General features: G+C 36.1%; 25 protein-coding genes and 1 pseudogene. 8 read left to right on the top strand and 18 right to left on the bottom strand.

Annotation, left to right across the window (positions count from 1 at the left end; translation table 11 throughout):
• Positions 1-14 precede the first annotated feature (14 nt).
• The 3 genes from CLU97_RS22360 to CLU97_RS22350 form a co-directional block, all read right to left on the bottom strand.
• Positions 15-905: a hypothetical protein gene (locus tag CLU97_RS22360; protein WP_121490065.1), complete on the bottom strand. Its 891-nt coding sequence runs from the start codon at positions 903-905 to the stop codon at positions 15-17.
• 60 nt (positions 906-965) lie between these two features.
• Entirely contained in the window at positions 966-1,166 is a 201-nt protein-coding gene (locus CLU97_RS23870; RefSeq protein ID WP_183084663.1) for a grasp-with-spasm system A modified peptide, read from the bottom strand.
• Between the two features lie 601 nt (positions 1,167-1,767).
• Positions 1,768-3,618: a hypothetical protein gene (locus CLU97_RS22350; protein ID WP_121490063.1), complete on the bottom strand. Its 1,851-nt coding sequence runs from the start codon at positions 3,616-3,618 to the stop codon at positions 1,768-1,770.
• A 238-nt stretch (positions 3,619-3,856) separates the two neighbouring features.
• Between CLU97_RS22350 and CLU97_RS22345 the strand changes: the two genes are divergently transcribed.
• The 7 genes and pseudogenes from CLU97_RS22345 to CLU97_RS22320 all read left to right on the top strand — a co-directional run bounded on the left by CLU97_RS22345 (position 3,857) and on the right by CLU97_RS22320 (position 7,595).
• Positions 3,857-4,177, top strand: a complete 321-nt coding sequence (locus tag CLU97_RS22345) for a DUF4870 domain-containing protein (protein WP_121490062.1) — start codon at positions 3,857-3,859, stop codon at positions 4,175-4,177.
• 18 nt (positions 4,178-4,195) lie between these two features.
• Positions 4,196-4,657 carry a hypothetical protein gene (locus CLU97_RS22340; RefSeq protein ID WP_121490061.1) on the top strand — a complete coding sequence of 154 codons (462 nt, stop codon included), beginning with the start codon at positions 4,196-4,198 and terminating at the stop codon, positions 4,655-4,657.
• Positions 4,658-4,686: 29 nt separating this feature from the next.
• The gene (locus CLU97_RS22335; protein ID WP_121490060.1) at positions 4,687-5,640 is read left to right on the top strand and encodes a DUF3829 domain-containing protein; all 954 of its coding nucleotides are present in this window, start codon (positions 4,687-4,689) and stop codon (positions 5,638-5,640) included.
• 25 nt (positions 5,641-5,665) lie between these two features.
• Positions 5,666-5,842 carry a hypothetical protein gene (locus CLU97_RS23865; protein WP_183084662.1) on the top strand — a complete coding sequence of 59 codons (177 nt, stop codon included), beginning with the start codon at positions 5,666-5,668 and terminating at the stop codon, positions 5,840-5,842.
• Between the two features lie 97 nt (positions 5,843-5,939).
• Positions 5,940-6,473 (top strand): annotated as a pseudogene (locus CLU97_RS22330) (DUF4303 domain-containing protein).
• 146 nt (positions 6,474-6,619) lie between these two features.
• On the top strand, positions 6,620-7,099 hold the full coding sequence (locus CLU97_RS22325) for a hypothetical protein (protein WP_121490059.1): 480 nt from the start codon (positions 6,620-6,622) through the stop codon (positions 7,097-7,099).
• Positions 7,077-7,595 (top strand): hypothetical protein, encoded by a 519-nt coding sequence (locus CLU97_RS22320; RefSeq protein WP_228437909.1) that lies wholly within the window; start codon positions 7,077-7,079, stop codon positions 7,593-7,595. The genes CLU97_RS22325 and CLU97_RS22320 overlap by 23 nt, the downstream gene beginning before the upstream one ends.
• 190 nt (positions 7,596-7,785) lie before the next feature.
• Here CLU97_RS22320 and CLU97_RS22315 read toward each other — a convergent pair whose 3' ends face one another.
• From CLU97_RS22315 to CLU97_RS22305, 3 genes are all read right to left on the bottom strand, one after another.
• Positions 7,786-8,730, bottom strand: a complete 945-nt coding sequence (locus CLU97_RS22315; RefSeq protein ID WP_121490058.1) for a transketolase family protein — start codon at positions 8,728-8,730, stop codon at positions 7,786-7,788.
• Positions 8,731-8,829: 99 nt separating this feature from the next.
• Complete coding sequence (locus CLU97_RS22310) at positions 8,830-9,714, bottom strand: transketolase (RefSeq protein ID WP_228437914.1); 885 nt, start codon at positions 9,712-9,714, stop codon at positions 8,830-8,832.
• Positions 9,715-9,791: 77 nt separating this feature from the next.
• On the bottom strand, positions 9,792-10,310 hold the full coding sequence (locus tag CLU97_RS22305; protein WP_121490117.1) for a hypothetical protein: 519 nt from the start codon (positions 10,308-10,310) through the stop codon (positions 9,792-9,794).
• A gap of 329 nt (positions 10,311-10,639) precedes the next feature.
• On the opposite strand from CLU97_RS22305, the gene CLU97_RS22300 reads away from it, so the two are divergent.
• Positions 10,640-12,874 (top strand): reprolysin-like metallopeptidase, encoded by a 2,235-nt coding sequence (locus CLU97_RS22300; protein WP_121490056.1) that lies wholly within the window; start codon positions 10,640-10,642, stop codon positions 12,872-12,874.
• Between the two features lie 71 nt (positions 12,875-12,945).
• Here CLU97_RS22300 and CLU97_RS22295 read toward each other — a convergent pair whose 3' ends face one another.
• The 12 genes from CLU97_RS22295 to asnB all read right to left on the bottom strand — a co-directional run bounded on the left by CLU97_RS22295 (position 12,946) and on the right by asnB (position 23,500).
• Complete coding sequence (locus CLU97_RS22295) at positions 12,946-14,505, bottom strand: sodium:solute symporter (RefSeq protein ID WP_121490055.1); 1,560 nt, start codon at positions 14,503-14,505, stop codon at positions 12,946-12,948.
• A gap of 185 nt (positions 14,506-14,690) precedes the next feature.
• On the bottom strand, positions 14,691-14,978 hold the full coding sequence (locus tag CLU97_RS22290; protein ID WP_171006298.1) for a GNAT family N-acetyltransferase: 288 nt from the start codon (positions 14,976-14,978) through the stop codon (positions 14,691-14,693).
• A gap of 1 nt (position 14,979) precedes the next feature.
• Positions 14,980-15,375, bottom strand: coding sequence for an OsmC family protein (locus CLU97_RS22285; RefSeq protein WP_121490054.1), 396 nt, complete (start codon positions 15,373-15,375; stop codon positions 14,980-14,982).
• Positions 15,375-15,593, bottom strand: a complete 219-nt coding sequence (locus tag CLU97_RS22280) for a (4Fe-4S)-binding protein (RefSeq protein WP_121490053.1) — start codon at positions 15,591-15,593, stop codon at positions 15,375-15,377. The genes CLU97_RS22285 and CLU97_RS22280 overlap by 1 nt, the downstream gene beginning before the upstream one ends.
• A gap of 1 nt (position 15,594) precedes the next feature.
• A complete protein-coding gene (locus CLU97_RS22275) occupies positions 15,595-16,173 on the bottom strand; it encodes a TMEM175 family protein (protein ID WP_121490052.1) in 579 nt (192 codons plus the stop codon).
• Positions 16,174-16,704, bottom strand: a complete 531-nt coding sequence (locus CLU97_RS22270; RefSeq protein ID WP_121490051.1) for an NADPH-dependent FMN reductase — start codon at positions 16,702-16,704, stop codon at positions 16,174-16,176.
• A 17-nt stretch (positions 16,705-16,721) separates the two neighbouring features.
• The gene (locus CLU97_RS22265; RefSeq protein WP_121490050.1) at positions 16,722-17,621 is read right to left on the bottom strand and encodes a pirin family protein; all 900 of its coding nucleotides are present in this window, start codon (positions 17,619-17,621) and stop codon (positions 16,722-16,724) included.
• Positions 17,622-17,678: 57 nt separating this feature from the next.
• Entirely contained in the window at positions 17,679-17,990 is a 312-nt protein-coding gene (locus CLU97_RS22260; protein ID WP_121490049.1) for a GNAT family N-acetyltransferase, read from the bottom strand.
• A gap of 154 nt (positions 17,991-18,144) precedes the next feature.
• The gene (locus CLU97_RS22255; protein ID WP_121490048.1) at positions 18,145-19,020 is read right to left on the bottom strand and encodes a pirin family protein; all 876 of its coding nucleotides are present in this window, start codon (positions 19,018-19,020) and stop codon (positions 18,145-18,147) included.
• Positions 19,021-19,144: 124 nt separating this feature from the next.
• Positions 19,145-20,548, bottom strand: a complete 1,404-nt coding sequence (locus CLU97_RS22250; protein ID WP_121490047.1) for an MFS transporter — start codon at positions 20,546-20,548, stop codon at positions 19,145-19,147.
• A gap of 142 nt (positions 20,549-20,690) precedes the next feature.
• The gene (locus tag CLU97_RS22245; protein ID WP_228437908.1) at positions 20,691-21,533 is read right to left on the bottom strand and encodes a hypothetical protein; all 843 of its coding nucleotides are present in this window, start codon (positions 21,531-21,533) and stop codon (positions 20,691-20,693) included.
• A 299-nt stretch (positions 21,534-21,832) separates the two neighbouring features.
• Positions 21,833-23,500 carry an asparagine synthase B gene (gene asnB / locus CLU97_RS22240; protein WP_121490045.1) on the bottom strand — a complete coding sequence of 556 codons (1,668 nt, stop codon included), beginning with the start codon at positions 23,498-23,500 and terminating at the stop codon, positions 21,833-21,835.
• Positions 23,501-23,794: the final 294 nt, after the last annotated feature.

The following is a 23,794-nucleotide window of genomic DNA, read 5'->3' as shown; positions in this document are numbered from 1 at the left end:
GTTACTAGGATGTATTATTGTTTCATCTTCTTTTGAAAATCTTTGGTGATATTAGAAGATTCTTTTAGACTGGGAAACCCAACAGCCTTACGATTTCTGTTGATACGTGCAGAATCCGAAGCACTGAAAGCTGAGGTAGAGTAATGAATGAATATCCCATAAATGGATTCGGAGTAGTTAATATATTGATGCTTGTCCACCATCTCTATATATTCTCTGGGAGTGCATTCTCCGGATTTTACATATTCTAATAATTTTACTTTAAAATATTCATAATTCTGAGATCCTGCCATATGATTGAACAGTACGCCCATTGGCATAAATATGTTATTGTTTCCGGCTAATCCAATTTTTTGCTTTGATGGAAAACCATAATTTTTGAATGTCCATAGGAGAAGGCTGGCATTTTTTCTATCATTGGTTTCAACGGCTGGCCCACTTCGCTCATTATACTGATCTCTTTCAAAGGCAATACTGAAGGAATCTATTAATGTTTTATTTAATCCCTTTTTCCATTCGTTAACTTTCTGCTCTACTGTTATGCTGTCAATTCCATATTTTTTATAAAGCTTAAAAAATGAGGTATCTTCTCTTTTGTATTTCCAATATGGAGCTACTTGTGCTATTAATTTATCCAGACTTTCATGCCCTCCGAAATTTTTATTATATCGGTCAGAATATTTAATATAATTTTCATATTCTTCTATTCTTTCATTTTGTGATGGATGGTATTTTTTAAATAATTTTTTATATTGTTTGATAGTGGCAAGAGTGTCTTTATTTACTCTAAGTGTACTGTCTATAGCATATACTTTATTGTAATATTCAATATAATTTAGTTTTTTGCTTGTACAGGAAAAGAGGAATAATACAATAAGGAGTATGAAATTTGTTTTTCTATTCATTATTTAAATTTATTTTCCGGTTATTGGAGAAAAGGAGGGGAGTATTCCCCTCCGTCATATCTAGTCAACAGTCATTGTAGCTACTTGTCTTCCATCGATACAAATTATTGTGTCACCTGTATTACCTGGCTGTCCATTAGGTCCTGTCTCGCAAGTTGACTTTTCATTTGTTGCTCCTCCGCCAATAATGCTTCTTGTATTCGCTAACTTTTTGTTTTCCAAAGAAGAGAAATCTCTCTTCATTCCATTTAATTTTTTCATGTTGATAATTTTTGTTGTTTTATGTAAATCTTCTGTGTCAAATACCCCTGACTTGGGCGAGATAATTCTGCATATTTGTCTTGCACTGTACACATGCCGTTCAAGAATGAGAATGTATTTCATCAACGTTGATGGGATAAAACTAGAAATATTTAGATCACTTTTCCGGGATAAAATGTGTAGATAATTTGTTATTTGCTATTGTACAAAAACAAATTACCGGTTTATCCGGAACAGCGTTTTAGTGAAATATATGAAATTTGAAAAAGTATAAATTAAATTAAATCATCTAGAGAAAACTGCATATTGTAACAGGATGTTGCACGGTAATATATTCTATTGTACAAAAAATCAAATTCAAAATTATAACCAGTTATCTACATTGTTATGTTGAAATAAAATCTATATTTTTGGTGAAATTGTATGTTGTAATTCGGTTTTTTTATTAAATATGATTGTGAGTTTTACGGGTTCCCGTAAATTAAATTCTGATTTTAGATGTGTTTATTTCAGAAAGATCAAAATAAATTAAAAAAGATGAAGCTTTTCAACATCATGTTAAAAAGCTTAGAAGGTAAAACCGTAAAATTATATATACCTTTTATTCAGAAAATACACCCTGAAAAAAAAATTCTAACGCCGTATTTTCATCCAGTCCAAACTTCTTCTTCAGACGGTATTTGGTCATCCTTACACTTTTGGGTTCTACACTAAGAAGATTGGCAATCTGTTTTGTATCCATACCAAGATAGAGGTAGGCACAGTATTTCAGGTCTAAAGTGGTCAGTTTTTGCTTTGCTTTTTCATTGATGTTTTTAAAGAAATCCGGATGGAGCTCCTGAATGGTGAATCTGATCTTTTCAAAATCATTATCCACACGGCTTTCTCCCTTTACAACCTGATGAATATTGATATCTGTATCAGAAAGTTGGGTCTGGAGCTGCTGAAGAACTTCATTCTTATGCTGAATATGAAGCTGGCTGGCCAATACTTCGCTTTGAAGTTTTTGCTGGTGAAGCGTAAGAAGCTCTTGCTCCGCTTTTAATCTGGCCTGTTCTTCTTTCTGAAGTTTGATCTGCATTTCTGCTTCATGCTTTTCCGTATCAAGCTTATTTTCTCTTTCAATAGAATAACGAAGTTTAAAATGGTAGGAGCGGAACATAAAAAATGCACCAATTAGTCCGATAACTCCCAAACCGAGATACAGAAGCTTTTCTTTCTTCAGACTGGCTGTTTTCTCGGTAAGAGCCTTAAGTTCCGATTCTTTTCTCTGAGACTGATACTGAGCTTCCAGTCTCTTGGCGGTTTCGGCCTGCCCTTCATCAAAAAGAATATTGCTGTATTCCGCTAATTTTGATTCATATTCAAATGCTTTCTGGTAATTTTTTTGTTTAGCATAAAGCTGAGCAAGGTCTTTCACCACATTAATCATCACATGGTAGTAAACCGGTTTTTGAGTAAGAAGAATCTGTTCCGCTTTCAGAAGGTATTTTTCTGATAAAGCATCATTATGATCCCGCATTGCAAGATTGCTCAAAACTCCCAGTGCACCGGCCTGCATGCCCTGATTTAGCGTTGTATGTTGGGTAAGGGTCAGTATTTCGTTGGCATTATTTTGAATTTCGGAACGAATTTCCGGAGTCATTACGGGATAATTCAGGTAATAATTAGTGAGATTCAGTAATGCCAAAGCATGGACGTGCGAAGAAACATGCCCCGGAAACTGATGATACAGGGCTACTGCCTTTTTGCACATTTCTATGACAGATTTCAGGTCTTTAAGATCCCCTGTTTTTTCATACCGGAAAGAATAGCATACCGCAAGGGCAGAATAGGCAGAGCTTAGTAAGTTTTTATTTCCCGATTTTTCGGCAAGTTCAATGGCTTTTTTAGCATATTTGGTCGCATTTTCAGCATCATTCCATTCCGTATAAATTCCATAAAGAATATAATTAAGCTTTGCATTCAAAATGGTTTCAGAAGGCTGTTTTTCAACAAGTGGAAGCGTCTTCTGGATAAGTTTGATGGTATTTTCAGGCTTGCCTAAAGCGTTGTAATAATAAATATTCAGATAGTTGGCATATAATGACGCTGTTTTATCATTACTCTTTTGAGCAATGGTATTGGCTGCATCTATGATAGAAGGCACTTTATCGTACTCAGATTGGTTAAGCTTAATGATTCCTTTTTGGGCAAGTGCTTTTACCTGTTCAGAATAATTATTTTCTTTTTGAGCAAGTTCCAGCTGCTGCTGAACATATTTTTCAGCTGTAGGATATTGATCACTCACTCTGTAATATTCTGTAAGCTCATTGTAAATTTTGAATTTTTGTGCAGTTGAAATATCATCTTCGCTCAACTGGCTTTTAAGACCATCAATTAAAGTATTCTGTGCGGGATATAAGGTGCAGATAAAAAGTATACAATAGATAAGTAAGTACTTTAGTTTCATAGGGTGAAAGTACAAAAATTGTAGACACCCGTCAATTACCAATATAAAAAAATGAAAATTGAATTATTGTGTAAGTTGTTGTTAATTAGATGATTGTGTGTTTTTGTAGACGTTTTGTAGTCATTGGTATTTTGGGTTGAAGGTGTTTTGTAGTTGCAGAAGTAGAGGCTGTAATATTTTTCTGATGCAATTTTAAACCAGAAAAAATCAAAGAATATTAATTTAAAATTTTACAGTTATGGACAACAAAACATTATCTATTGTTTCTTACATTACCCTTTTAGGATGGTTGATTTCTTTTGTCATCGGGAAAGAAAAATCGAACAGTCTTTTAAAATATCACCTGAAGCAGTCTTTAGGATTGATTATTTTTTCAATTGTACTCTCCATTATTCTTAATGTTCTGATGATGGTGACCAAAATCGGAATGCTTGGGATATTGGGATTCATTCCTTTGGTACTGATGATCATTGGAATCATTAATGCGGCTAATAATGTTGAAAAACCTTTACCAATGATAGGGAAAATGTTTGAAGACAAATTCTCTTTCATCGGATAGTATCTGAAATTTCTCAATATGAACGATTTTAAACATTTAAAAAAAGAAGGTTCAGTATATCAGGTGAAGCAGTATATGGCATTTCAGCACATTATAGTAGTAGCCTGGGTTTGTATTTCTGTATTTCTGATCATCAATACCATCTATCTGAAAACAGGAATTATTCTGTTCATCTTCTCATTATTGCTCACCATTGTTTCTTTTATTCCGCCAAAAGTTAATTTTGACATACAAAATCAGATTCTTACAGTCACGAGCAGTGGTTTGAACCGGAAAGAATTCATTTACAAAATGGAAGATTTTGAAGGCTTTGAGCTACAGGCATTCCGGTTGGGATTTATACCTATAGGATGTTATCTGTATGCTAATTTTAAAAATGTATCAAATTTTAAACGTCCTTTAATATCACAGTCTTTCAGTAAAAAAATGATGCAGGAGATTACCAATGAACTTGAAGATGTGAATGTGAAAATCAGATAAAAACACCTATTACAATTTAATACAGAACTATGAAAAGATCAATAATTATGGCAGGAATGCTTTTCCTTAGCTTTTCTGTTATCTCATGTGGCAAGCTGGAAAAAATGAAAGAAAAACTTTCGCAGAATGATTCTAAGCAGATCAATCCTTTCAGTGTTAATTCCGGAGATACCAACAGGGATATTATTTCCTTTAATAATAAAGTGGTAAAAATGGATGATGCTCAGTCAGAATTTATCAAAAACTTTAAAAACTCATTAGTCCAGATGGAAGAATTTGTGAACAATGCAGCTGCCAATCCTCAGTTTTCCGGAATTTCGCTCAGTTTCACTCCTACCATCATGTTGTATTCCCATCAGGAAGTAAAGGCTCCGGATGTCTTGGGAAAAGAATTTCAAAGTTTGGTTGATACAATGAAAGATACAACGGCTCAACTTGAAACTCTAAAGAAAGAATTGGAAACCTATAAAGAAGCAGAAGACTGGAAAGATGATAAAGGAAAAAAAGTAACAGAGATCACTGAAAAAGCAAAAAAACTTATCCAGAAAAACCGAACTGCAGCAAGTGAGCTGTTTGCAAAACTTTCACCCAAGGCAGATAAAGCAGAAATAGAAACCCTCAAGGATCATCCGCTTAAAACACAGATCCTTCAATCCAGAGAAACGATGGAGCTGACGCAGAAAATTATTGATGATTCTTACAATGTAACGGATATGATTGCCTACAAAAACAAATTTTCCCAGCAATATCAGCAGATGGAAAAATTATACAACAGGAATATCAAAGAAGAAATTCCGTCTTCGGAAAAACAAAAGGAAAGAAGTTATCAGGTATTCAATAATTCTGTAAATGATTTTCTGGGCAAAATGAGAATTGTACAGCGAAGCCTGAATGAGAATAGTCAGGAGCTGAACAGTAATCTTAATGATCTGGAAAGAGAAGCAGGCTACGTCCTTGGCAGTTATAACACTTTTGTAGACTGATTTACTAATAATTAAACTTAATACTATGAAGAAAATACTTGGAATTATGCTGATTCTGATAGGATTTTGCCTGGTAGTGGTGATTAAAATAGGACCATCCAGAGAAACTTCCTGGCTGTTCAGATATGGAGAATTGCCTCCCATACTCCTTGGCGCAGCTATTTTGATCCCCGGATTGATCCTGTATAATAAAAACAGATAGCTATAATCATGAAATTGAACAGCCTTTCTAAAAATATGAGGTGCTGATTTGACAGGATAAGGGTATTTTTACCGCCCATTTTAAAAAAGAAAGACGTATGGATTTTGAAATTTTGAGACAGCAGATAGAAGAGGCTGCTAAGAAAGCTTTTTTAGAAGTGTATGAAAAGCATGGAGCAGAGGACATATACAGTTTTGCCTTGTACAGTGACGAAGGTGCAATGACGGTGTGTCCTGCAGCCAATACAATGAAAGCCATGGAAAATGCAGATGAAGAAGATGCGCTTTATTATAAATATGAGCCGGCAGAATGGATCTACGAAATGGAAGGAGCCAATGAAGATTTCAATGATATCTGTACTCAGTTGAGAACATAACTTTATAAGCATGATGACGATGATCATTGGTTTGAGGGTTTTCAGACAAAGTTATATTCCATCTGTATTGAAGTTTTGGAAAAGCTTAAAAATGAAAACTTTTTTACCAATATTACAAGGAAGGAGGTGTTCCTGATTTTTACAGTTTCAGATGATGAGTTTGAGAAAAAAGATCTGCAGGATCTCATCATCAGGCTTAATGATAATGAATACAAAAATGAATATCTGGACTGGATGGCTACCTGGGGCAATTAAAAGAATGGGGAACTAAAAAAACACTTTAAATATACATATGAAGCCAGATAAAATAATTGTCTCAGAAGCCTTTTATCAAATACAAACTCCATCAATCACTAATAATATATCTCACACCAAAACATAAAGAACCATCACTTTTAATTATGAACAACTATAACTTTTACAAACAGGAAGGTAGCCAATATATCTTTAAAAACCAGCCGGTATTTATAACCGTGCTCTGTATTATTTTTCTGATCGTTGCAGGATTGATTTTTAACAGTGTAAGAATCGGGAGCTATGTTATTTTTGCTGTAGTAGCATTGATTGTTCTCAATTTTTTCACCAAAAAATTTATCATCGATATGGATCGCAAAACCATTACCGGAAAGCACTCCATTTTTGTTCCGGCAAGAACATATCCTATTGATAATTTCAGAAATTTCCATGTGATAGCAACAAAGTACATGGGTTTTATCACCACCAATGTAATGCTGTCTATGTATTTCGAAGTAGATGGCAAAGAAAAGAAGCTTACCATTGGCCAGGCACTTACCCAGAAAGGAATACAGAAAATGGTCAACGAAACAGAAGATATTTTGAACGTCAATACTCCTGAAAATGGACATCAGAGACCGCTATAAGTTTGAAGAAAACGGAAGCGAAATAAGCTTTATGCCCAATTACAGTTTCCTGCGTACTTTAGTGTGGTGGCTGGCATTGGGAATTATTGCGCTTCCTGTGATTATCTACTATTTTATGGATAAAATGTCCGGAGATCAGTTTATAATCGCAATGGGGTTTTGGTCTGTTTATATGATGTACCTTCTTTTTGATCTGTTGTTCAGAATTCCGGTGAAATTTATTTTTGATAAATCAGAAAAGTGTATTTACAGAAAGCTCCTACTTTCCAAAAAGCTGATGAATTTTGATGAAATGACCTATTTTGTTAATGACGAAAGAGGAGGATATTATTATTCAATCGGAAAAAAACGGAATCAGTTTGTGAAAAACTATAGAATCAGCAATTATTTTTCAGGGTCAAAAGCTTCCAACAAAAGAGAAGATGAATACATCCAAGAAATACTGTGTCCGGTTCTGATTGCCGTAGGAATTCCTCTCAATCAAGTAGAACAATAATAATGAAGGATAAAAACTAATACGATGATGAATGGAGGCGTAAACATTCCCCTCTTTGGAGGGGGTGTCAAAAATTCTTTGAATTTTTGCCGGGGTGGTTTATGCAAGAAACAGATTTCACAAATCTACCAACAAAAACTCGGCGGTTTCGAAGAAACCGCCGAGTTTTTTCTATATAAAATAGCTTATACTAAGCTAAGATTCTCTTTACAGCTTCTTTTACTGCAGCAGAGTCAATTTTGTACTTCTTCATAAGCTCTGCAGGTGTTGCAGATTCTCCGAAAGTATCATTTACTGCTACAAACTCCTGTTTTGTAGGTCTTTTTCTAGCAAGCATACCTGCAACAGATTCTCCTAAACCTCCAAGGTAGTTGTGCTCCTCAGCGGTTACAATCTTACCAGTTTTCTCAACAGATTTTAAGATGATCTCTTCATCAAGAGGCTTGATCGTGTGAATGTTGATAACCTCACAAGAAATACCTTCTTTCTCAAGCTCATCAGCCGCTACAAGAGATTCCCATACAAGGTGTCCTGTTGCAACAATCGTTACATCAGTACCTTCCTGAAGCAAAATTCCTTTTCCGATTTCGAAAGGCATATCTTCCGGAATGAAAACAGGTACTACAGGTCTTCCGAATCTTAAATATACAGGACCTTCAAACTCTGCAATAGCTAATGTTGCTGCTTTTGTCTGGTTGTAGTCACAAGTATTGATCACTGTCATTCCAGGAAGCATTTTCATCATCCCGATATCTTCAAGAACCTGGTGAGTAGCTCCGTCTTCTCCTAACGTAAGACCTGCGTGAGATGCACAGATTTTTACATTTTTGTTAGAATAAGCAATAGACTGACGAATCTGGTCATATACTCTGGAAGTAGAAAAGTTAGCAAAAGTTCCTGTGAAAGGAATTTTTCCTGTAATGCTAAGACCGGCAGCAATTCCCATCATGTTCGCTTCTGCAATACCAATCTGAAAGAATCTTTCAGGAGCCTTCTCAATGAATTTCTCCATTTTCAAAGAACCGATAAGGTCTGCACAAAGTGCTACTACATTGGGATTTTTGTCAGCCAGTTCAGCTAATCCTGCTCCGAATCCTGAACGAGTGTCCTTTTTTTCTGTATATGTATATTTCATTTTTACTAAAGTTTTTGATCATTGATAAATGATGGCAGATTAATAATAGTATAAAAGTTCTGAGGGCATCACTTACCAATAATAATTTATCATTTATAATTAATAATCAGCCGGAGCTTCCAGGTACAATTGCTTCATTGCTGTTTCTAGCTGCTCATCATTAGGAGCTTTACCATGCCAAGCATGAGATCCCATCATATAATCTATTCCATAACCCATTTCTGTATGAAGAAGGATTGCTACAGGTTTCCCTTTTCCGGTTTCTGTTTTTGCTTTCTCAAGAATCGCAATCACAGCTTCAAGATCATTACCGTTCTTTTCTTCCAGAACAATCCATCCGAATGCTTCTAATTTAGCATGAAGATTTCCTAAGCTTAATACATCATCTGTATCTCCGTCAATCTGGCGTCCGTTATAATCAATAGTAGAAATGATATTATCTACCTTTTTAGCAGAAGCATACATTAATGCCTCCCAGATCTGACCTTCCTGAAGCTCACCATCTCCGTGAAGAGTGTAAACAAGAGACTGATCACCATCTAATTTTTTACCCTGAGCAGCTCCAAGTGCTACAGAAAGTCCCTGTCCAAGAGAACCTGAAGCAACTCTGATTCCCGGAAGACCTTCGTGAGTAGTCGGGTGCCCCTGTAATCTTGAATCTAATTTTCTGAAAGTACTCAGTTCTTCTACAGGGAAGAAACCAAATCTTGCTAAAGTAGAGTAGAATACCGGAGAAATGTGTCCGTTTGATAGATAAAAATGATCCTCATTCTTACCTTCCATTGTGAAAGGAAGCTTGTAGTTCATTACCTTTCCGTAAAGGGCTGTAAAGAACTCTGTACAACCTAAGCTTCCACCAGGGTGTCCTGAATTTACAGCGTGAACCATTCTTAAAATGTCTCTTCTGATCTGCGTAGTAAGAGTTTTTAACTCTTCGATACTTTTACTCATTATATCTGATTTATTTGCATGCGAATTTACAATTTTTTACTGGCTTATGGAAATGCAAAAATCCGGATGTAAAAACCCGGATTTTGACTGAATTGAATATTTTTCCGCTTTTAACAGCCTTCATTGAGGTAAACGGAGATTTCCGTCACAATATTATTAACAAATTTAAAGCTTAATAACGTTCCAGCCTGGCTGTCTTCAAGATTAAAATATCCGGTATCTTTAATCGGTTTTCCATTAGAATCCCAGTCCGGGCGTACACTGAAGTTAGCATAATTTTTATAGGCATTGATCAGATCATCCCTTGTACTTCCCACGCCGATTCCGCTTTTCGTCTTAAATTTTTTGCTCGAAGTTGTCATGTAAGTAATAGAAGGAACGCTCGGGTTGGCCTCATTAATATAATTGTCAAAAAGATCAATCTGAATAGTTTCCCCGTTATATTTTACCATATTTTTTTTCTCTCCGTTTGAATTGGCCAGTTTGGTTCCTGCTATTTTTTCAGCCTCAACTTTAGGCATGAAAACTTTAAAAGGTCCGATTCGTAAGGTTGATACTTCAAAGTTTTCCTGAGCACTCGTGAATCCAAATGTTAATGAAAACAGGAGAATTGAGATTAGTTTTTTCATAGTTTTTAAGTTTCTGTTTTTTTGTTTGATCAATTTTGGATAGTGTTGATATTTTTACACCAAAGATAATCAAAACGGAAAGCCTATAAAATCAGTTATTTTACGGAAAAAAAGAAAAAAATATTTATTGAATGGAATGCTTTGCCCTAGCCGGATCATTGATTTTTTTGTAATTGAATTTGGACTTTTTTTGAATTTTAATATGTAATAATTGAATTAATTTAACTAATTTTATAATTCTATAATATTTGAATTATTAATATTTAACTAAATATTATTTAGTTTTTGGACTTAATATTTGAATTAATAAAAATTACATACCATTATATATGAAAATTAAACAATTATTTTATCTGGGGATATTTGTGATATCCATTTCCTCCGGGAAAGCCCAGGACTTTTTTACGGTAATCAGTGAGAGGTCCATTAAAGCAGATCCTAAAAACAGGACAGTACAACCGGAAAAGTCAATGACCTACACATTGGATGTAGCTGGAATGAAAAGTTATTTTAATTCTGTTCCGGAATTGAAAGACAGTGACCGTAAAGATAACGCTCCAATTATTGTTTTGCCAATGCCTGATGGTACGAAAGCAAAATTCAGAATCTGGAAATCTTCAGTAATGGCTCCAGGATTAGCCAGTCAGTTTCCTCAGATTGTTACCTTTACCGGGCAGGGAATTGATGATAAATATGCCACTATCAAACTGGATTTTACAGAACTGGGTTTCCATGCGCAGATCAAATCTGTGGTAGCTGGTGATACCTATATTGATCCTTATGCAAAACTGGATGTAAACAATTATATCATTTACAAGAAAAGTGATCTGATTGATAAAAATCCGAGATCTTGTGGTGTAAAAGATGAGGATGATACGGCGCTAGGAAAAAAAAACGCTCAAAAAACCACAGCTCCAAGCGTAGGAACTCAAATTAGAGTTTTCAGGCTTGCTGTTGCATGTACAGGAGAATATGCCGTAGCGGCAACGGGAACAGCTACTCCTACTGTTGCTCAAACACTTTCTGCCATTGTAACTTCTGTAAACAGAGTGAATGGAGTGTATGAGCAGGAAGTTGCTTCAAGATTAGTATTAGTAGATAACGAGGCCAATGTAGTCTTTACCAATGCTGCTACAGATCCGTTCAACGGAAATGATGATGCCTATACACTAATTGACGAAAGCCAGACTCAGATTGATTTATTGATAGGCAATGCCAATTATGATATTGGGCATACTTTCAGTACCGGAGGTGGCGGATTAGCCGGATTAGGTGTAATCTGTAACACTACCAATAAAGGAAGAGGAATCACGGGTTCACCTAACCCTGTGGGAGATCCTTACGATATTGATTATGTAGCCCATGAAGTAGGACACCAGTTTGGAGGTCCGCATACTTTTAATGCTACTACAGGAAGTTGTAGTGGAAACCGCAGTGCAGCCAATGCTGTAGAACCGGGAAGCGGAATTACAATAATGGCTTATGCGGGAATTTGCGGCACTACCAACAATTTAGCCAATAATAGTATTCCCATTTTTCATACCAAATCATATCAGTCTATCACCACAAAAGTTCAGTCAACAACATGTCAGGTGACTATTCCTTCCAATAATTTTGCTCCTACTGTAAATGCGGGAGGTGATTATACGATCCCTAAGAGTACCCCATTTAGACTGGAAGGATCTGCTTCAGATATAGACAACAATCCACTTACATACTGCTGGGAGCAGAATGATGTGGGCCCGGCAAGTAACTGGAATGTTCCTACAGGAAATGCGGCTATATTCAGATCGTTTATGCCGGTAACCGTTCCTTACAGATATTTCCCTAAAATTACAGACGTTATTAATAACACAGTATCTAAAGGAGAAATTTTACCATCTTACGCCAGAACGATGGAGTTCAGACTGACGGTAAGAGATAATAATGCAGGCTGTGCGGGTGTTTCAAACGATGATGCTATTATTACCGTTGATGGAAACTCAGGGCCGTTCACTGTAACAGCTCCTACTACGGCAGTAAGCTGGGCAGGTAATTCTACCCAGACTATCACATGGAATGTTGCCAATACAACTGCATTTCCAGTGAGTGCAGCCACTGTTAATATTTACCTTTCAACAGATGGTGGTCTTACTTATCCTACTTTGATTTTAGCTTCTACTCCGAATGATGGTTCTGAAACCATTACCATTCCAAACGTGAACACAACACAGGCCAGAATTATGGTAGCTGCAGAAACGAATGTTTTCTATAACATTAACCCTATCAACTTTACGATCACTCAAACATTGGGCGTAAATGAAGCTGGGGTAAACAAAGATGTATTCGTGGTGTATCCTAATCCAAGTAAAGGGCTTCTGAATATCAAATTTACCAACTCAAATGAAGTGTTTGATATTACTGTATATGATGTAAGCGGAAGATTGGTATTTACTCAGGTTGATAATAAACTGGACCATGATAAAACAGGTACTTTTGACTTATCTTCATTGGTTAAGGGAGATTATCTGATCAAGATTAAGTCTAAGAATTTAGAGAAAACAATCAAGTGGATTAAAGAATAATCCATTCTGTTAATTCCAATAAAAAAGGCTGTCTCCATTGAAGACAGCCTTTTTCTATTTTTTATAAAGATTTAAACTACTTTTAAATATTGTTTGTTTTTTACCAGCCAAAGGCCTATAAAAGTGAGCAGTCCGTTCAGAACAATCAGTTCAACCCCGATTTTATAATCTGTATAAGTTGTAACTGCCATATTGATTAAATAAGTCAATACAGGTGCTAAAAGAGTCACCGTAAGAATTGAATACTTTTTTGAAATCTGAAACTTCGTGAAAATTCCAAAGGCGAACAATCCTAAAAGCGGTCCGTAAGTATATCCTGCAATTTCCATGATCAGATAAACGATAGATTTGTCATTCAATGCTTTGAAAACCATAATAAGGATAAAGAAAACCACAGTGAAAGTCAAATGCACTTTCATACGAAGACGTTTCTTCTCTTTTTCAGTTTTGGTTTTATCTTCATTAAGGTTTAATAAATCTACACAATATGAACTTGTTACAGCCGTTAAAGCACCATCGGCGGACGGGAATAATGCAGAGATCAGTCCGATAATGAAAATAACGGAAATAGCCATCGGGAAATACCCCTGAAGTGATAAAGCTGGGAAAAGGTCGTCTCCCATCACGTTTTTAATGTTTCCTGCTGCATCTTTAAATCCGAAAATATTGGTTACTGTTTCAGCTTTTATCGTTCCATATTCTGCTCCGTGCTGCAATGCGAAAAGGTATAATAACCCTCCCAGGAATAAGAAGGCAAGGTTTACGATAAGAAGTGTTCCTGCAAAAGTCAGCATGTTTTTCTTGGAATTCTGAAGATTGTCCACAGAAATATTTTTCTGCATCATCTCCTGATCAAGACCTGTCATAGCAATGGTGATGAAAATTCCGCCCAAAATAGTTTTCAGGAAAAAGGTTTTGGAATTCGGATCAAAATTGATGAAATGGGTATAGTTTTTCTGTTCAAGAATGGTATAAGCTTCACCGAATGATAAATTCAGGTTAGATAAAATATAAGCAATACAAGCCACAAGACTGATGATCATGAAAGAAGTCTGCAATGTATCTGTGATCACAATGGTTTTTACACCTCCTTCAAAAGTATACAGAAGCACCATCAATAAAAGAACAAGGGAAGTTGCCCAAAACGGAACTCCCAAACCTTCAAGCAAGAATATCTGTAAGACATTCACTACCAGATATAATCTTGCTGTAGCACCAATTGCCCTTGAAATAATAAAAAAGATAGAGCCAATCTTATGAGCTTCTACATTGAATCTTTTTCCCAGATAGGTATAAATAGAAGTCAGATTCATCTTATAATAGAGTGGAAGCAATATTGCAGCAACGATAAAGTATCCGATGAAGAACCCGATTACCATCATATAATATTCGAAACCACCGTAGATATATTCGGAGTCGGTCATCTTTCCTACCGTTCCAGGAACGGAAATAAAAGTAACCCCGCTTAAGCTGGTTCCTATCATCCCAAATGCAACGAGCCACCATTTACTCTTTTTGTTACCGATAAAAAATGACTGGTTATCAGAATTCCGGCTGGTGAAATATGAAATGATCAAAAGCCCGATAAAGTAGACGAAAACAAATAGCAAAAGGATAGTTCCTGGATTCATGCTTGATTTTTAAATTTTAGCAAATATATAAAAAAGATCAGTCGTGAATCATGAATTTGAAATCCTGTTAGTTTCAAAACAAGTTGTAATTATTAATTTGCTTTAAATCAGTGTTTTCCATTGAAAACAAAAACCTTTCAGAATGATCTCTGAAAGGTTTGTATGGTAAGGTTAGAATACAGTGACTAATTCACTAAAACATCCTGAAGTTCCTCACTTTTCTGGAAACTTGCCTTAGCAAAAGGGCAGAGGGGAATAATCTTCTTATCATTTTTTCTGGCAAAATCTACAGCTGCCAGAAGCATTTCCTTGCCTACGCCTTTTCCGTTGTAAGCTTCTTCCACCTCGGTGTGGTCTATAATAAATCTTTCTTCTCCTGCCCAGGTATAGGTCATCATTCCTGCGCGTCTTCCATCTATGAAAGCTTCAAAACTTCCGTGTTTTTCGTCGTTGTTTTGTTTTACTTCGATCATGTTATGAGAATTTAGTTAGTATTTCTATGTCGTTGGTTAATATTTTATGAACTGGGCATGCATCCGCAATGGTGTGCAGTCTTTTACACTGCTCGTCATCCAGAATACCATCAAAACTGATGTCTCTTTTGAAAACTGCTCTTTTGGTTAATGGGAAATTTTCAAGCTCTACTTCTACATTGATGTTTTCCACATCCCATTCCTTTCTTTCAATATACATTCTCAATGTAGCTGCTGTACAGCTTGCCAGTGACGTAGCCAGAATTTCCATGGGATTAAGACCTTTATTCTGTCCGCCTTTATCAATCGGTTCATCCGTAATGATTGTATTTTCTCCGGCAGTTACTTCTGTATAATATTTTGTTTTTCCTAAATTTGCTTTTACTGTTACCGCCATTATTTTGCTGTATTGAATTGATAACTTAATGCCCCTGACGGGCATAGATCTATTTGATTTTTAAGTTCTTCAGGACTTGCGTTTTCTGCTTTTATCCAAGGTCTGTCTTTAGGATTGTAGACTTTTGGAAGTGTTTTTACACAGATGGCAGAATGGATACATTTTTTAGGCTGCCAGATGACAGTGATGTTTCCGTTAGGATATTCGTGTGTTTCCATATCAATTTTCTTTTAATGTTTTTTCGATTCTTCTGTCGGGAATCAGCCATATAAGAGCCACTAGATAATAAAAACCTATGGCAATATAAGGATAAAAAAATGAAGTAGCGATTCCCAGGACATAAAATACAATAGAGATATATTCTTTATATTTTGAATGAATGGCCTCTTTCAGCTTAGAATCTTCTCCCTCGCACCGGATGATGACATGCTCCAGAATGGTATAAGCAATGGCGGACATGATAAGCCCGATACCATAAACTGCAACAGGATTCTTGGCGAAATTCGTAGTTCCAATCCACTCTGTAGCTACAGGCATCAGGGAAAGCCAGAACAGAACGTGAAGATTAGCCCAAAGGATACTTCCATTTACTTTCTTTACAGTCTGAAACAGATGATGATGATTGTTCCAGTAGATTCCTACATAGATAAAGCTGAAAATATAAGCCAGAAACTTAGGAAGGAGAGGCTTGAGGCTTGTCCAGCTATTTCCTTCCGGTACTTTCAGCTCAAGTACCATAATCGTGATGATAATAGCAAGAACACCATCACTGAATGCTTCCAGTCTTCCTTTAGTCATTTATTGTACCTGATTTTTAAAGTTCTGTATTTTGCCCTTCAGTTCGCTTAGCATATCCGGATTGATGACTCCGCTTTCCAGATCGAAATTTTCGTAAAACTTCGGTAATGAAAAAGTATCTTTGATATCTGCTGCAAACTGTGGGAAAAATGTTTTTGCCGTATTCATTACATTTCCACCGCCATAACCTCCGGGAGAAGTGCTCATCAGAAGCATTGGTTTATTTTGAAATACTTTTACATTGATCCTTGAAGACCAGTCAAAAACATTCTTAAAAGCGGAACTGTAAGAACGGTTGTGTTCTGCAAGAGAGCATATAATCACATCACATTCTTCAATCGCTTTTAAAAACTGATGGGCTTCATCCGGAAACCCTTTCTTTTCAAGGTCTACAGAGAAAACGGGCATGGTGTAATCGTTGAGGTCTATCAGGTTGATTTCCTCATCCTGAAAATCTTTCAGAACAAACTTGACCAGTTCTCTGTTAATCGAAATGGAAGATGTACTTCCGGCAAATGCTAATATTTTCATGTTAATCTGAGCTGAAATTATTTTCTGTTTAAAATAGCTTTAGGAAGCGGGACATATTCGTTTTCATCGCCCGGAACCAAAGGAAATGCTTCGTGATTCTGGTCATTCCAGTTTACTTTTGCCTGGTCAATTAATTCCTTATCAGAATTTACGAAATTCCAGAAGATAAAACGTTCCTCATCGAATGGCTCGCCACCGAAAAGATAAACCGTTCCGTTTTCACTCATCTCGAATTCGCAAAGCTTAGTGTCTTTAGCAATCATCAACTGTTTTGAACCATAAGAATTTCCTTCTGTGGTCACCGTTCCATCCAGAACATACATGGCTGCTTCTCCATAAAGATCTTTCCCGATGCTTATTTTCTTAGCTTCTTTTGTTTTGATCTCAATGAAAAATAACTTGCTGTGTACCGGAACTGCAGATGTTCTTCCAAATGCTTCTCCAGCAATTAATTTATACTGAATACCATCTTCTTCCCAAACCGGAATCTCATCTGCTTCAATATGGTGAAAAGTAGGCTCAGACTGTTCAAGATGCTTTGGAAGACCTACCCAGATCTGGAATCCGTGAAGTCTTTTATCACTGTGTCTTAAATATTCAGGTGTTCTTTCTGAATGTACAACCCCTTTTCCGGCAGTCATCCAGTTGACAGCGCCCGGTTTAATTTCTATAGCGCTTCCAAGGCTGTCTCTGTGGAAAATAGAACCTTCCAACAGATATGTTAACGTAGATAAACCAATATGCGGATGGGGCGGAACATCAAGATTCTGATAATCTTTTAATTCTGAAGGTCCCATATGGTCAATAAACACAAAAGGGCCAACCGCTCTTTTCTCACGGAAAGGAAGAAGTCTTCCTACCAGAAAATTTCCGATATCTGCTGATTTTTCTTCTATAATAAGTCCAATATTTGACATGGTGATGTGATACTTTTTAAGATGTTATTTAAATAAATTGATAATTGCTGATGAGGTTTAAAGCTTGTCGTATCCTTCAAATCTCTCATCCACAATGCGTTTCCATTCAGGATTTTTCCTGATAAAAGCGAAAACATAAGGACAGAATGGAAGAAGTTTTTTTCCACTTTCTTCAATATAATTAAGTGTTTTCTCTACTACGGCAGCTGCTGCACCTGTTCCGGCCAGTTCCGGCTCTGCTTCCGTATGGATTAAAGAAATCTGATGTGTGGTTTCACGGTAGTCTATAAATGCATAATGTCCGTTGAACTCTATTTCGAATCTTTTTTCTGCTTTTACAAGAGGTGTATTTTCAAATTCTGGTTTCATAATATTTGTACTAAGGGTGTATGGCTTCCTGTAAAATAGGAAATTAATCATTAAGATAATTAAACCTTATAGGTTTTTAAAACCTATAAGGTTTGCCATTATATAAAGTTAATAAAAAAAGGAATAATTGAAGATTAAGATAAATTTAATTCTTTTAATCTTCCAGGTATCCGAATTTTCCGGTATTAAAATCTTCGAAAGCCTGCATAATTTCTTCTCTTGAATTCATTACGAAAGGCCCATGAGGATAAATAGGTTCGTTAATAGGTTCTCCACTGATGATTAAAACAACAGCATCTTCTTTTGCTTCTATAGTGAACGTTTCCCCTTCATTTTTAAATAAAGCAAAATGATCTGCTTTAACAGTTTCTTCTCCATTAATAATCACATTCCCTTCAATCACTAAAGCTGCAGTATTGAAATGAGCCGGGAAATTAAATTCTGCTTTTCCCCCTGCCTTAAGTTTTGCATTCATCATATGAACCGGCGTGAAAGTACTGGCGGGTCCTTTATGACCATTGTATTCTCCGGCAATCACTTCTACAGAACCATTTTCACCCAGATCAACTCTTTCCATTTTAGAGTTTTCAATAGCCTGGTATTTTGGGCAGCTCATTTTATCTTTTGCAGGAAGGTTCACCCAAAGCTGAACCATCTGAAAGATGCCTCCTTCTTTTGCCCATTCGGTTTCATGATATTCTTTATGAAGAACACCTTTTGCGGCGGTCATCCACTGTACATCTCCCTCTCCAATAACGCCACCACCACCAGCACTGTCATGATGCTCTACTTTTCCGCTATAAGCTATGGTTACGGTTTCAAAACCTCTGTGCGGATGTACTCCGACACCTCTTGGAGTATCTGATCCATTGAAATGAAATTTTGAATTGTAATCAAGCATAATGAACGGGTCCATTCTTTTCATATCCAATCCGGGTACTCCCGGAATGAAATTGTGAACCCTGAATCCGTCGCCTACAAAGTGCGCAGGTTTTGGAGATACTACGATTTCTATTTTTTTAGTTGCCATCACATTGTTGATTTATGTAAACAAAATTACCATTGTTCTATGCGAAAAGCATTGATCTGTGTTAAGTTCGTAGCAACTGTTAAATACAGAGGAGATGAGAAAGTGAAATTATGATTTGATTTGCTTAATCTTCTTTTGATTTCATATTCTTTCCATCTGAGATATGCAGTCTTCTGAAAACAAATCCTGATAAAATCGTTAAAATTCCTACGGTAAGGAAGGTATACCGGAATGCATTGTGAATTTCTCCATTAATAAGATCTGTGTTTTCAAATAATTTTAAAACAATCAATCCGAATGCAATTCCGAAACCGATGGCGAGCTGTTGATTCACCGAAATTAAAGAGTTACCGCTGCTGGTCTGGAAATTTCTCAAGTCAGCGATAGAAATAGTGTTCATAGAGGTGAACTGTATAGAGTTGAAAAAACCTAATACTGCAATAATGGGAACAAACCAATATAAAGAAGTATGTATATCAGGGATGGCAAGAAGACAGATGAGTGTTCCGATAATGAATGTATTCACCATCAAAGTCTGGCGATAGCCGTATTTATCTAAAATTTTAATAACTGATGATTTTCCGAAGATAGCGGTTAAAGCCATTGGAGCAATAATCCAGCCCGAAGTTACGGCTGACTGTTTATAAGCAATCTGAATCATCAGCGGAAGCAGTAACGGAACAGAGCTGATTCCCAATCTTGTGGCTAGATTTCCTACAATACCAACTCTGAAAGTTCTTACCTGAAACAAGTTTAGAGGAAAAATAGGATGTCCCCCTTTTTTAGCATGTTTGTAGTAATAATAAAGGAATAAGAAACCAAGGATAAACACGACAAGAACCGGAGTGATATTCTGCATATCTCCAAAAAGTTCCAGGGAAACAGAAAGAAGGAGAGAAGCTGCTGCGAAAATTAAAAATCCTTTTAAATCAAAATCAACATCATCGGATTTGTAATTGGGCATAAATTTTAATCCTAAAATAATTCCTAAGAAACCAATGGGAATGTTAATCAGGAAGATCCAGTGCCACGAAAGATAATCAACCATATAGCCTCCGACTAAAGGTCCCAGTACAGGTCCGATAAGTGCAGGGATAATAGCGAAATTCATGGCTTTGAGCAGTTCATTTTTATCAAATGTTTTGATTAAGGCCAGTTTTCCAACAGGAGTCATTAAACTTCCTCCAACACCCTGAATTACCCTTGAAATAACCAAATGTGTAAGATTTTGAGACATGGAGCAAAACAACGAGCCTAAACTGAATAGTACTAACGAAAATATAAATACCTTTTTTGTTCCAAAACGATCTGCCAAAAAACCGCTTGCAGGCATGAAAACCGCTAATGTGAGAACATAACTGATGATAGCATTCTGCATATTAAGCGGAGATTCTTTCAGGTCTTTTGCAATGGAGGGCAGGGAAGTATTCAGAATGGTAGAATCCAGCATCTGCATAAAAATAGCGGTAGCCAGAATCAGGGGAAGTATTTTCTTAATGGATGTCTGTTGTGTGTTTGCTTCTGTCATTTGGTTTTAGGCTGGAGAGTACGAAAACTTCCAGACTTATTTTTATATGAATAGCCTGCTTGCTTTAAGCAGGTTGATCCTTAGATAAAGAAATCCATATAAAATTAAAAAAGTCCTGCGAGATTTCACAGGACTTTTTGATTTATTTTCTAGGTTTTTCTACTCCCTTCCATTCGTCACCGGCTTTTCTGTACTGGCTTAAAGTGAATGTTTTGAAATCCTTTGTTTTGTATTCGATGTTATCGGTATTCTGTTCAAACGGCATGATGTAGTAGTATTCGATGTCTGTTTTATCAGATTTGTTTCCTTTTTTTACAGAAGGTACATATTTCGAAAACTTGTAGCTTGGAAGATATTGTTTCAGTCTTGTATAGAAAGCTTTGTCATCTTTTTCGCTAGGAATGATATCTACAATGTTCAGATCATCTTTTTTCTTATCTACCCAAAGATAATACGTTTTTTCTTCTCCTATATTTCTGTTGAATGAGTTGAAAGCAAACAGTTCTTTCGGAACCAGTTCTTTAATCTTTTCAGGGTCTACTTTTGTGTAGAATTGTCCTTTAGAAGGATCTACATACGTTTCAAGGTTATACATCAAAACAGAATTGTTTTCGAAATTCTTATTTTTAAAATATTGATTCAAAGATAATTCTGCAGTTGCTCTCAATTCTTTACCTCTTGCATCAAGTTTTTTCGTTGGATTCTGAGGATTTACATATTTTACAAACTCATATAAAACGATAGGTTTTATATCCTTAAGGTGAGGATACGTTTTCAGCTGCTCTGCTTTTACAAGCCAGTAGAATTGTTGATAGTAGTCATCTTTATCTGCATCTTTCACACTCTTATAAGCCAAAGCAAGCTTTTTTGAATTCAGATATTTGCCGTATTTTCCCTGTCCAAAAGCAAAACTTATGGATAATAAGACAAATAAAACAGTAAGGTTTCTTCTCATTTTTTTATAATTGATATTTTCGTTTTCCAAATATAATTATTTATTAGATATTATTTTGGATTGTGAGTTAAATTATGCTATATTATTATCGTTAATTCAAGAAAAAATCCTGTATTGCTACAGGATTGATAAATTATAACTGAGGGAGTTAAATGTTTGAATGAGAAAAATATACATGTCAATAACGAATCTTGCTTTACAAGTGAATGGTCAATAGTGAATTTTTGCTTTGCAAGTGAATATTAAACTCATAATCTCGAAACCCCGAATCACGCAACAAATTCACAAGCACAGAGGATTGATGATTGACTATTCATCAACATACCTCTCTAATACGAAGTTTCATGCACCTTCACAGCTCTTCCGCTTGGATCATTCATTTTTTTGAACGCTTCATCCCATTCTAAAGCAATAGGAGTGGAGCAGGCTACAGATGGAACCGAAGGAACGGTAGCTGCAGCGGTTTCGCTTGGGAAATGTTCTTCAAAAATAGTTCTGTATCGGTATTCCTCTTTGTTTTGCGGTGTGTTTAGCGGGAATCTGAATTTTGCGTTTGTCATCATTTCACCTGTGACTTCTTTCTCAGCAACTGCTTTTAAAGTGTCAATCCATGAATATCCTACACCATCTGAGAACTGTTCTTTCTGTCTCCAGACAATAGAATCCGGAAGTAAATCTTCAAAAGCTTTTCTCAATACCCATTTCTCAATCTTTCCTTCAGCAGCGTTGATCATTTTATCTTGTGGGTTAATGGTCATTGCGATATCCATGAATTCCTTGTCAAGGAAAGGTACTCTGCCTTCAATACCCCAGCTCATCAGTGCTTTGTTGGCTCTTAAGCAGTCATACAAGTGAAGTTTACCCAGTTTTCTTACGGTTTCATCATGGAATTCTTTTGCGTTAGGAGCTTTGTGGAAATATAAATATCCTCCGAACAATTCATCAGAACCTTCTCCTGAAAGAACCATTTTAATCCCCATAGATTTGATGACTCTTGCTAAAAGATACATTGGGGTAGATGCTCTGATAGTCGTTACATCATAAGTTTCAAGGTGATAAATGACATCACGTATTGCATCCAGTCCTTCCTGAACGGTAAAATTAACTTCATGGTGAACAGATCCGATGTGTTCTGCAGCTTTTTGAGCGGCGGCCAGATCGGGAGAACCAACCAATCCTACTGCAAAGCTGTGAAGCCTTGGATACCATGCTTCCTGTGTATCACCACTTTCAACTCTCTGGCGGGCAAATTTTGCAGTAATTGCTGAAATAACAGATGAGTCTAAACCTCCGGAAAGAAGTACTCCATAAGGAACATCACTCATCAGCTGTCTGTGAACAGCGTCTTCAAGACCTTTTCTGAGTTTTGAGATGTCTGTTGTATTTTCTTTTATATGATCAAAGCTATCCCAGTCTCTTGTATACCATTGCTGAAGTTCAGCTCCGTCCGGGCTGTACATCAGATGTCCTGGCAAGAAGGTATCTATTTTTTTACAGATGCCTTCAAAAGCTTTTAATTCTGAAGCAACATAGTAGTTTCCGTTTTTATCCCAGCCCTGATAAAGTGGACAGATTCCCATGTGATCACGGGCGATAAGGTAAATGTCATTTTCAGTATCATATAATGCGAATGCGAAAATTCCGTTTAATTTCTCTACGAAATCTTTTCCGTATTTTCTGTAAAGTGCAAGGATCACTTCACAGTCCGACTGAGTCTGAAACTCATAATCCGGAAATTCTTCTTTGAGTTCTCTATGGTTATAGATTTCACCGTTTACAGCTAATACTACTTTTCCGTCTTTTGTAAATAAAGGTTGTTTTCCGGAGGTAGGATCTACAATGGCAAGTCTTTCATGAGAAAAAATTACTTTCTCGTCCTGAAAAACTCCACTCCAGTCCGGTCCTCTATGACGGATCCTTTTTGACATTTCCAATACCTGAGGTCTTAATACTTCAGTTTTTTGTTTGGCGTCAAATAAACATACAATTCCACACATGATTTCTTATTATTTATGGAACAAATGTATGGGTGATGTTTATAAATGACAATAAAAAATATTTAAATACGAAAAATTTTAATCAATTAATATTTTAAAGTTAAAAATTTTAACTATTTGTTGAAATTAGCAGGTGTTTGATTAATTTTTTTCGTTGAGCTGAAAATAGAAAAACTTCTATACGAAATAAAAATGACATATTTATTAATCTATGGTAATTAATTATATAAATTTTACCCCTTACTTTGTGGCTCGAAATAATTTTTTTTCATCATTTGTGTTTTTACCTTCTTG

This window comes from Chryseobacterium sp. 7, assembly GCF_003663845.1.
GTDB lineage: Bacteria > Bacteroidota > Bacteroidia > Flavobacteriales > Weeksellaceae > Chryseobacterium.
Note: the sequence above shows the minus strand (reverse complement) of the source record. Positions and strands in the feature narration are given on the sequence as shown.

What these genes read in the sequence shown, in the direction of transcription:
- CLU97_RS22360 (WP_121490065.1), bottom strand. Translation starts at nt 905, where the DNA reads ATGAATAGAAAAACAAATTTCATACTCCTTATTGTATTATTCCTCTTT.
- CLU97_RS23870 (WP_183084663.1), bottom strand. Translation starts at nt 1,166, where the DNA reads ATGAAAAAATTAAATGGAATGAAGAGAGATTTCTCTTCTTTGGAAAAC.
- CLU97_RS22350 (WP_121490063.1), bottom strand. Translation starts at nt 3,618, where the DNA reads ATGAAACTAAAGTACTTACTTATCTATTGTATACTTTTTATCTGCACC.
- CLU97_RS22345 (WP_121490062.1), top strand. Translation starts at nt 3,857, where the DNA reads ATGGACAACAAAACATTATCTATTGTTTCTTACATTACCCTTTTAGGA.
- CLU97_RS22340 (WP_121490061.1), top strand. Translation starts at nt 4,196, where the DNA reads ATGAACGATTTTAAACATTTAAAAAAAGAAGGTTCAGTATATCAGGTG.
- CLU97_RS22335 (WP_121490060.1), top strand. Translation starts at nt 4,687, where the DNA reads ATGAAAAGATCAATAATTATGGCAGGAATGCTTTTCCTTAGCTTTTCT.
- CLU97_RS23865 (WP_183084662.1), top strand. Translation starts at nt 5,666, where the DNA reads ATGAAGAAAATACTTGGAATTATGCTGATTCTGATAGGATTTTGCCTG.
- CLU97_RS22325 (WP_121490059.1), top strand. Translation starts at nt 6,620, where the DNA reads ATGAACAACTATAACTTTTACAAACAGGAAGGTAGCCAATATATCTTT.
- CLU97_RS22320 (WP_228437909.1), top strand. Translation starts at nt 7,077, where the DNA reads ATGGACATCAGAGACCGCTATAAGTTTGAAGAAAACGGAAGCGAAATA.
- CLU97_RS22315 (WP_121490058.1), bottom strand. Translation starts at nt 8,730, where the DNA reads ATGAAATATACATATACAGAAAAAAAGGACACTCGTTCAGGATTCGGA.
- CLU97_RS22305 (WP_121490117.1), bottom strand. Translation starts at nt 10,310, where the DNA reads ATGAAAAAACTAATCTCAATTCTCCTGTTTTCATTAACATTTGGATTC.
- CLU97_RS22300 (WP_121490056.1), top strand. Translation starts at nt 10,640, where the DNA reads ATGAAAATTAAACAATTATTTTATCTGGGGATATTTGTGATATCCATT.
- CLU97_RS22295 (WP_121490055.1), bottom strand. Translation starts at nt 14,505, where the DNA reads ATGAATCCAGGAACTATCCTTTTGCTATTTGTTTTCGTCTACTTTATC.
- CLU97_RS22290 (WP_171006298.1), bottom strand. Translation starts at nt 14,978, where the DNA reads ATGATCGAAGTAAAACAAAACAACGACGAAAAACACGGAAGTTTTGAA.
- CLU97_RS22285 (WP_121490054.1), bottom strand. Translation starts at nt 15,375, where the DNA reads ATGGCGGTAACAGTAAAAGCAAATTTAGGAAAAACAAAATATTATACA.
- CLU97_RS22280 (WP_121490053.1), bottom strand. Translation starts at nt 15,593, where the DNA reads ATGGAAACACACGAATATCCTAACGGAAACATCACTGTCATCTGGCAG.
- CLU97_RS22275 (WP_121490052.1), bottom strand. Translation starts at nt 16,173, where the DNA reads ATGACTAAAGGAAGACTGGAAGCATTCAGTGATGGTGTTCTTGCTATT.
- CLU97_RS22270 (WP_121490051.1), bottom strand. Translation starts at nt 16,704, where the DNA reads ATGAAAATATTAGCATTTGCCGGAAGTACATCTTCCATTTCGATTAAC.
- CLU97_RS22265 (WP_121490050.1), bottom strand. Translation starts at nt 17,621, where the DNA reads ATGTCAAATATTGGACTTATTATAGAAGAAAAATCAGCAGATATCGGA.
- CLU97_RS22260 (WP_121490049.1), bottom strand. Translation starts at nt 17,990, where the DNA reads ATGAAACCAGAATTTGAAAATACACCTCTTGTAAAAGCAGAAAAAAGA.
- CLU97_RS22255 (WP_121490048.1), bottom strand. Translation starts at nt 19,020, where the DNA reads ATGGCAACTAAAAAAATAGAAATCGTAGTATCTCCAAAACCTGCGCAC.
- CLU97_RS22250 (WP_121490047.1), bottom strand. Translation starts at nt 20,548, where the DNA reads ATGACAGAAGCAAACACACAACAGACATCCATTAAGAAAATACTTCCC.
- asnB (WP_121490045.1), bottom strand. Translation starts at nt 23,500, where the DNA reads ATGTGTGGAATTGTATGTTTATTTGACGCCAAACAAAAAACTGAAGTA.